General features: G+C 51.5%; 8 protein-coding genes. 4 read left to right on the forward strand and 4 right to left on the reverse strand.

Annotated features, from left to right (window positions below):
• Positions 1–98: 98 nt before the first annotated feature.
• The 3 genes from IQ256_RS13655 to IQ256_RS13665 form a co-directional block, all read right to left on the reverse strand.
• A complete protein-coding gene (locus IQ256_RS13655; protein WP_193856095.1) occupies positions 99–401 on the reverse strand; it encodes a DUF1232 domain-containing protein in 303 nt (100 codons plus the stop codon).
• A gap of 151 nt (positions 402–552) precedes the next feature.
• Positions 553–711, reverse strand: coding sequence for a hypothetical protein (locus IQ256_RS13660; RefSeq protein WP_193856096.1), 159 nt, complete (start codon positions 709–711; stop codon positions 553–555).
• Positions 708–2,531 carry an aspartate kinase gene (locus IQ256_RS13665; protein WP_193856097.1) on the reverse strand — a complete coding sequence of 608 codons (1,824 nt, stop codon included), beginning with the start codon at positions 2,529–2,531 and terminating at the stop codon, positions 708–710. Before IQ256_RS13665 ends, IQ256_RS13660 begins: the two co-directional genes overlap by 4 nt.
• A gap of 279 nt (positions 2,532–2,810) precedes the next feature.
• On the opposite strand from IQ256_RS13665, the gene IQ256_RS13670 reads away from it, so the two are divergent.
• Complete coding sequence (locus IQ256_RS13670) at positions 2,811–4,208, forward strand: NAD(P)/FAD-dependent oxidoreductase (protein WP_193856098.1); 1,398 nt, start codon at positions 2,811–2,813, stop codon at positions 4,206–4,208.
• Positions 4,209–4,395: 187 nt separating this feature from the next.
• Here IQ256_RS13670 and IQ256_RS13675 read toward each other — a convergent pair whose 3' ends face one another.
• Positions 4,396–4,548: a nicotinate phosphoribosyltransferase gene (locus IQ256_RS13675; protein ID WP_193856099.1), complete on the reverse strand. Its 153-nt coding sequence runs from the start codon at positions 4,546–4,548 to the stop codon at positions 4,396–4,398.
• Positions 4,549–4,838: 290 nt separating this feature from the next.
• On the opposite strand from IQ256_RS13675, the gene cobA reads away from it, so the two are divergent.
• The 3 genes from cobA to IQ256_RS13690 all read left to right on the forward strand — a co-directional run.
• Positions 4,839–6,374 carry a uroporphyrinogen-III C-methyltransferase gene (cobA, locus tag IQ256_RS13680; protein ID WP_193856100.1) on the forward strand — a complete coding sequence of 512 codons (1,536 nt, stop codon included), beginning with the start codon at positions 4,839–4,841 and terminating at the stop codon, positions 6,372–6,374.
• Between the two features lie 98 nt (positions 6,375–6,472).
• On the forward strand, positions 6,473–7,072 hold the full coding sequence (gene coaE, locus IQ256_RS13685) for a dephospho-CoA kinase (protein ID WP_193856101.1): 600 nt from the start codon (positions 6,473–6,475) through the stop codon (positions 7,070–7,072).
• A 153-nt stretch (positions 7,073–7,225) separates the two neighbouring features.
• A partial coding sequence (locus tag IQ256_RS13690; protein WP_193856102.1) for an FAD-dependent oxidoreductase occupies positions 7,226–8,351 on the forward strand: 1,126 nt, incomplete at its 3' end.

Here is an 8,351-nt window from a genome sequence, read left to right on the forward strand (position 1 = left end):
CCTAATAGACTACAGATAGACAGCTAAAAGGCAGACGCACTACGGGTCTGCCTGCTTCTACTTTCAGTATTCGGCTAATCCTAGGCTTTATATTAGTACTAGACGACTTCAACATCCACATCAATGGTGTCTTCAGCGTCAGCAACTGTCGTTGTATCGTCTTTGCCCTTTTTGAGATAGTCCATCGCCAAAGAGGAAAGCTCAGTCACGAGTAAGGTAGCTAAAATGCCGTCGTCTAGCCAGCCAATGATCGGGATAATATCAGGCGAAATATCGATTGGGCTCACTAGGTAGAAAGCCGTTCCTAGAATGATAGCCCAGCGCCATTTCGGGTGACGTAGTGCGCCGCGATACCAGCTATAGAACGACTCAATTAGGTTGCTGTTAGAAGTGTTGCTCATGAAAGTTACCGTGTAGACAAAGTGTACGCAGGCGACGTGCTCACTGTGTTAATAACTATCGCCATCTCGCATATGTAGATGATCGCAATTTTAGCTGCTGTGTCCCAGTGAGGATATCCCTCCATGGAACTACCTATAGAGCTACCTAAGCTCATTTCGCTTGCTTTTTCTCAGGGCTATCTACTTTCTTCCAAGGCCATTTTATCTGCGTCCCCATTTCTGTCTTAGCGGAAAAAACTAGATAGCCAACTAGCAATAGCACCCAAAAGATAAAGAGGGCGGCGTCTCGATCAATTATCTGGCCAATCATACGGGCACCTCTATAGCCGCCGCTAGATCAAATGCCGCGTGGACAACCTTCAGAGCCTGGACCCCATTGTCTTGAGCCACCACGCAGCTAATTTTTATTTCTGACGTCGCAATCATCCGAATGTTGATATTAGCTGCCGAGAGCGCTTTGAACATAGCCGCCGCAATGCCAGGGCGGTGAATCATACCAATGCCAACAATGCTGACTTTGGCGATCGCATGCTCTACTGTCACCTCGCCGCAGTTTAGCTCTGCCGCCGCCGCTCGCAAGATATCTTTGGCTAGCTCCGCATCTGCCTGAGCAACCGTACAGGCAATATCTCTAGTCATCTGACCCTGGCACGGACGGCTGCGCTGAGACTGAATGATCATGTCTACACTGATGCCGCGATCGGCCAAAATTTGAAAGATTTTAGCGGCTAGTCCGGGCTCGTCAGGTACGTAGCGAATAGCCAGCTGTGACTGATCGAGATCTAAGGCCGCGCCTCGAACGGAGGGCAAACTGCTCAAATCAAGCTGAGTTCGCTCAATTCGAGCGGGCGAGCTGCTGACATCAAAATGCTCGCATAGCGTGGCAATTGCCCGGTCACAGTCTGACTGGGCCACCGTACAGCTCACTTTCACTTCAGAGGTGGCGATCATCTGAATATTCACATTCGCCGCTGCCAGCGCCGAAAACATGCCCGCTGCAACGCCAGGCCGACCGATCATCCCCGCCCCGGCAATGCTGATTTTGGCAATCTTCCCCGACGACTGCACTTCGGCTTCGTCAGTTGCGTTCGGTTGGCTGCGAAGTATCGGTGCAATGTGCTCGGCGACGCTTTCGGCTTGGTCTAGAACATGCGATCGCACGGTAAACGCAATGTCATTAGAATTGCCCTCATGAATCGACTGAATCACCAAATCCACATTCAGTGACTGATCGGCTAGCTCGCCAAACAGCCGCGCCGCTACCCCCGGTCGATCCGGCACTCGCAGCAATGCCACCTTTGCCTGATCCGCATCGAATTCCACCGCATCTACTGGATGGGCAATTTCTAATCCCTCTAGCGCCCGAGGCTGGGGCATCGGGCCAGTTACCAAAGTCCCTGGCTGATCGGTCCAGCTAGATCGCACCACCAGTGGAATGCCATAGTTGCGCGCAATCTCCACCGCCCGAGGGTGCAGCACGCTCGCCCCTAAGCTCGCTAGCTCTAACATTTCATCGCAGGTGATCTCGTCCATCAGCCGCGCATCTGGGACAATGCGTGGATCTGCTGTCAAAATGCCAGGCACATCGGTATAGATTTCACAGCGTTCTGCCTGCATCGCCGCTGCGAGGGCCACCGCTGAGGTATCTGAACCGCCGCGACCTAGCGTCGTAATTTCTAGATCGTCGCCCAAACGACTGCCCGTTCCCCCGCTAGTACCCTGAAAGCCAGCGACCACGATCACCTTTCCTTCGTCTAGGTGCCGCTCTATTCGCTCAGTGCAGATTTCGAGAATGCGAGCCCTGGTATGCTCCGCCTCTGTGATGATGCCTACTTGAGCCCCCGTGAGAGAAATGGCTGCTTGTCCTCGTTCGTGTAGTGCCATACTCAGCAGCGCGATCGTCACCTGCTCACCGGTCGAGAGCAGCATATCCATCTCTCGCCGACTAGGATTGCTGGTAATTCCGTCCGCTAGCTTTACTAGTACGTCAGTGCTCTTTCCCATCGCCGACACGACGACAATGACCGAGTGCCCAGCTAGCGCCGTTTGGTGAACTCGCTGAGCAACTGCCTGAATGCGCTCGGTATCTCCTACCGAAGTACCACCATACTTTTGAACGATTAGCCCCATAATTCTTTCCTTCTCGATGCCTGCTGCCTAGCCGTTTGTCTTGAATATCCCTGAACAGCGGCTGTCACACCTGCTGATGGCCACCCGAATTTAGGTCACCGCTACATCCGAGACAATCCTACCGTTACATTTTGATTTAGCCCGATAGCATACATGTAGATACTGATCGCACAGCCTATAATCCAAAAAAAATTCATAAAGTCATGGAATACCACTGGCAGAAAACTGCCATCAAAGATATAAACTTTAGTTAAGATACACACCCACTGGCAGCCAACCATGACAGCAGTTCTACAACGGCCCGTTTCTTCCGCAGCCGCAGCTAGAAAGAAATCGCAACATCATGTGGTCATTGTCGGTGGAGGATTTGGCGGTCTCTATGCAGCCAAGGCGCTGGGTAAAGCCAATGTGAAAGTCACCTTGATTGACAAGCGCAACTTTCATCTTTTTCAGCCGTTGCTATACCAGGTGGCAACGGGCGGTCTGTCAGCCGGAGATATTTCTTCGCCGCTGCGTTCAGTCTTGAGCAAGCAGAAGAACGTAAAGGTGCTGATGGGTGAAGTGGTGGGTATAGAGCCAAAAGCTCAGGTGGTTAGTCTTAGAAACGGTGAAACCCTGAGCTACGACAGTTTGATTGTGGCTACGGGCTCTAGCCACCACTACTTTGGCAAAGACGAGTGGTCTGATATCGCGCCTGGTATGAAAACTATTGAGGACGCGCTAGAAGTTCGTCGTCGGATCTTTTTAGCGTTCGAAGCCGCTGAGAAAGAGACCGATCCGGCTCGGCGCGAGGCGCTGCTGACGTTCTTTATTGTCGGTGGTGGCCCGACCGGAGTTGAGCTGGCAGGTGCCCTAGCTGAGCTGGCATATGAAACGCTTAGAGAAGATTTTCGCAGCATCAACCCAGGTGAGACCAAGGTGGTTTTGCTAGAGGGAATGGATCGGGTGCTGCCGCCTTATCCGGGAGATCTGTCTGTTTCAGCAAAGAATTCCTTAGAAAAGCTAGGTGTAGAAGTTCGCACTAATACGTTAGTTACCAATATTGAGGGTGATATTGTTACGCTCAAAAGTGGTGATTCAATCGAGAAAGTGCAGGCGTTTACTGTGCTGTGGGCGGCGGGTATTAAGGCATCGCCGATGGGGAAAGCGATCGCAGATCAAACGGGCGCAGAACTCGACCGGATTGGCCGCCTCATTGTAGAGCCTGATCTCAGCGTTCCTGGCTATGCCAACATCTTTATTGCAGGCGATTTGGCCCACTATGCTCACAACAGTGAAAATCCACTGCCTGGAACGGCTGCGACCGCGATGCAGCAGGGAAGCTACCTAGCAGACTCTATCCAACGCCGCCTGGAGAAAAAGTCAGTTAGCCCGTTCGAGTACAAAAACAAGGGCAGCATGGCCGTTATCGGTCGAAACGAAGCGGTTGCCGACCTTGGCTTTGCAAAAATCTCTGGTTTTCCTGCCTGGTTCTTGTGGATTTTTGTCCACATCTATTACCTAGTAGAATTCGACAACAAACTGCTCGTCTTACTCCAATGGGGCTGGCACTATTTCACTAGCCAGCGCGGAGCTAGATTGATTACAGGCGATGATTCTATTCCGGCGCTCTCCGCGTTAGTTATTGACGAGATGACCCTAGGCGAGAAGAACTCATCCGAGATAGCGGAAGCCTAACCAAGGCTATCTCTATCAGCGAATTAGTCAATTCACAACAAACAATTCACAACAAAAGCCCCTAGATTCTAACTGATAGAATCTGGGGGCTTTGAAGTTGAGGCTTTGGCCTTTGGGGGCTTTGCAATTGTTTGAAGCAAAAGCTCCAGCATTAATGCTTAGCCACTGATACCTAATATCTGGCTACCTAATATCTGGCGCGAGCCCGCTTTGAATAAGGACGACCGAGGAAAGGCTGCATTCCGGTCGCAGGATAAGCATCGTCATGTGGGCTGAAAATTCTATAGACAGCTTCGGCTAGGTAGTTGAACGCTTTGTTGAGCGATTGAAAAAATGTCATGGCCTTAATCTCCTAGGAATGTTCAAGAAAACATCGGATATTCATCATGCTAATGAGACTTGATAGGTAACCGCGAGCTAAACTGTGAATTCTTCACGAGTCTATAAATTGCGATACATAACCTGTATAGACTCTTGTAGAAACTTTACTTGCTTCGATCTAGGCTCCATCCGCCACCCGCACGCGAACTATGCAGATAGAAGGCAGACAATAGTTGTTTCGCAATTTCACGAGAGTATAGATTTAAGAGAGTATAGAGCGGATTAGCTAAAGCATTTGTCTCAATTCATATGTTTGAATCCAGCGCTGGCAAGGTTTATCTATTAGGAGCAGGGCCTGGCAACGCCAACTATCTAACTTGCCGAGGGCAAAGGCTGTTATCGCAGGCGGATGTCCTGGTGTATGACGCACTAGTAGACAGCTCACTACTACAGCAGCTATCGACGGACTGCGAGCTTTGGCATGTGGGCAAGCGGGGCGGGCAGCCGAGTACGCCACAAACTGAGATTAATCAGCTGCTGGTGCGGCTGAGCCAAGCAGGCAAGCAGGTGGTGCGGCTAAAGGCTGGCGATCCGTTTGTGTTCGGGCGGGCAGCGGCAGAGATTCAGGCACTGAAGGCAGCGAGCTGTGAGTTTGAAGTGGTGCCGGGCTTATCTTCGGCTCTAGTTGCGCCGCTGCTGGCCAGTATTCCGCTAACTGATCCGGTGCTGAGCCGAGGGTTCGGGACGTTCACCGCGCATGATCTAGATGCGTTGAGCTGGGGGGCGATCGCACACCTGCAAACTGTCGTCTTTCTGATGGGGGGCCGACAGCTAAAAGCGATTTGTGATCGCCTACTCACACAGCAAAAACGTCCTGAAACGCCGATCGCGATTATTCGCTGGGCAGGCCAACCGCAGCAGCAGATCTGGCAAGGTACGCTGCTAAGCATCGGGCAGATTGTTGGCGGTGCCAAACTTTCGCCTTGCATCATTGTGGTGGGTGAAGTGGTTGCACTACGGCAGTATCTGAAGCCACCGCTGGCCAAATCCAAGCCGCTATCTGGTAAGACAATCTTGGTGACTAGAGCCACCAGTCAGGCCAGCCAGTTTAACCAGATGCTGAGCGAAAAGGGAGCGCAGGTGATCGATTTGCCCGCTCTAGAAATTCGGGAGCCTGAGAGTTGGAAAGGAATAGATAGTGCGATCGCCGCCTTACATACCTTTGACTGGCTAATTTTGACCTCACCCAATGCAGTCAACTACTTTCTCGATCGCCTGCTGCATCATCAAAAAGATTTGCGATCGCTCGCGCATCTAAAGATCGCCGTTGTCGGCAAGAAAACCAATGGGTTTTTACAGCAAAGAGGCCTAATCGCTGATTTTATTCCACCGAGCTTTGTAGCGGATGCTTTGATTGAACATTTTCCTGAAGATCCTACTGACAAAAAGCTGTTGTTTCCTCGGGTGGAGAAGGGTGGAAGAGATGTGTTAGTGAAGCGGATGACGGCAAAAGGCGCTGTTATGACTGAGGTGGCGGCGTATGAATCGGCCTGCCCCGAAAGTATTCCGCCAGCGGCGAAGCTAGTGTTAGAAAACGGCTCAGTCGATGCGATCACGTTTGCTAGTTCTAAGACGGTGCGACATTTTGCCCAGCTAATGGAAGGAACGTTTGGCGACGGGTGGCTAAATCAAATTGAGGGAGTGGCGATCGCATCTATCGGCCCCCAAACATCTAGAGAGTGCCAGGAACTGCTTGGCGAGGTCACTTTGGAGGCGCAGGAATATACGTTGTCGGGTCTGACGGCAGGGTTGGAATCCTGGGCGAAGCAACAGAAGGTAAAGTGACACGAAGTAGAGCCATAGCAGGACAAAGCCATAGCAAGTAAAACAACAGCAAGATAAAGTAACAGAATTAGTGGGAGCTTGGTGTTAGTAGAAGCTTAGTGAAACCAGATCGGCGAATCATTGGCCTGACAGGTGGAATTGCCACGGGCAAGAGTACGGTATCTACTTATCTGGCAAGTGAGTACGATCTGCCGATCTTGGATGCAGATATATATGCGCGGCAGGCGGTGGAGAAGGGAAGCGAGATTTTGGCTGCGATCGCCCACCGCTATGGCTTAGATATTCTGTTATCTGATGGTTCGCTCGATCGAAAGCAGTTGGGTAGCATCATTTTTCAAGATGATGCTGAAAAGCGGTGGCTAGAAGCAGCAATTCATCCGTTTGTGCGATCGCAATTTACCAAAGCAACAAAAACGTTTTCACCCACCCAGACCCTGGTTTATTCAATTCCCTTACTATTTGAAGCAGATTTAACCCACCTGGTGACTGAGACCTGGGTCGTGTATTGTCACCTCGATCAGCAGATGCAACGGTTGATGCAGCGCAATCAGCTTTCCGCCGCCGCCGCCACCGCTAGAATCAAGGCTCAAATGGACTTAGAACAAAAGTGCGAAAGGGCGGATTATGTCCTCAACAACACCGCCACCAGAGCAACCCTGTTTGCACAGGTAGACCAGATAATGAGAGCCGCTGGCTGATGCTGATTAGCCTACGTTAGGCTCAGAAAACTTGAACTCAGGAAACTTAAACTCAGAGGATCCGAGCTGAAAGCAGCGAATCTGATGTTCCATAGGTTGATGAATCATGATTCACACGCGACAATGTAAAGGCATGTAACTTGATGTCACCTTATGTCCGCTCACGCAGCTCATAGCTCACTTCCTGCATATCAAGCCGCCTCTGCCAGTCCTGTTCCTTTGAACACCCCCGCTGCTGATAGAACATTACCCGAAGTCGAGCCCTATGAAGCCAAGCCCTATGAGGTCAAGCACTATGATGTGGCGGTAGTCGGCGGCGGCATTGTAGGACTGGTCTTTGCCTGTGGATTGCGTGATACCGGGTTGAGAGTCGCAGTGATCGAAGCGCAAACAGCAAAGCAGGCAGCAGGTAGACAAAGGGCTTATGCCTTTTCACCCGTGTCGGCCAAAATCCTAGAAGGATTAGGACTATGGGAGAGAGTAGGTCCGCAGCTAACGCCTTTTGCGCGAGTGAAGCTCTCAGACGCTGACTATCGCAAGGCGATTACCTTTCGCCCTGAACATGGTGCCAAGCACGCTAAGCGAGAGGCAGTCTATTACTCGGCTGAGCACACGGTGCTGATGGCGGCGCTACAGTCGGCAGTGATGGCGGCAGACAATATCGACTATTGGTGTGAGGCTCAGGTATTGGCACAGACCGATACGCCTTCTGAGAGTCTACCTGCCACAGTTTTGCCTTCTATGGCTAGTCCAAGGTCTAGGCCGTCAAGTTCTAGTCAGTCTACGGACGGTAAAACAACGCTAACCGTAGAACAGAATGCTCGGTGCTATGAGTTTCGCACGCAGCTAGTCGTAGGAGCGGACGGGGCTAGATCAGGGGTACGCGATCGCGCCCAGATCGAAACCTTTGGCTGGAAGTACTGGCAGTCTTGCATCACTGCTGTGCTTGAACCCGAACAGTCGCATGAGAATACGGCGTACGAAAAGTTCTGGCCCAGTGGACCTTTTGCCATTTTGCCTTTGCCCCACAACCGCTGTCAGATTGTTTGGACCGCGCCGCACGCCGAAGCGAAAGCAATGCTAGCTCTACCCAAAGACCAGTTCATGCAGGAGCTGTCGGCCCGCTATGGCGATCAGATGGGCCAGCTACGACTAGTCAACCAGCCAGTGATGTTTCCAGTGCAGCTGATGCAAAGTAAGCACTATGTGCAGCCAGGTATGGCGTTGATTGGCGATGCTGCTCACTGCTGTCATCCAGTGGGCGGACAGGGGTTGAATA

The sequence above is a fragment of the cf. Phormidesmis sp. LEGE 11477 genome (assembly GCF_015207105.1).
In the GTDB taxonomy this organism is placed as follows: Bacteria; Cyanobacteriota; Cyanobacteriia; order Phormidesmidales; family Phormidesmidaceae; genus Phormidesmis.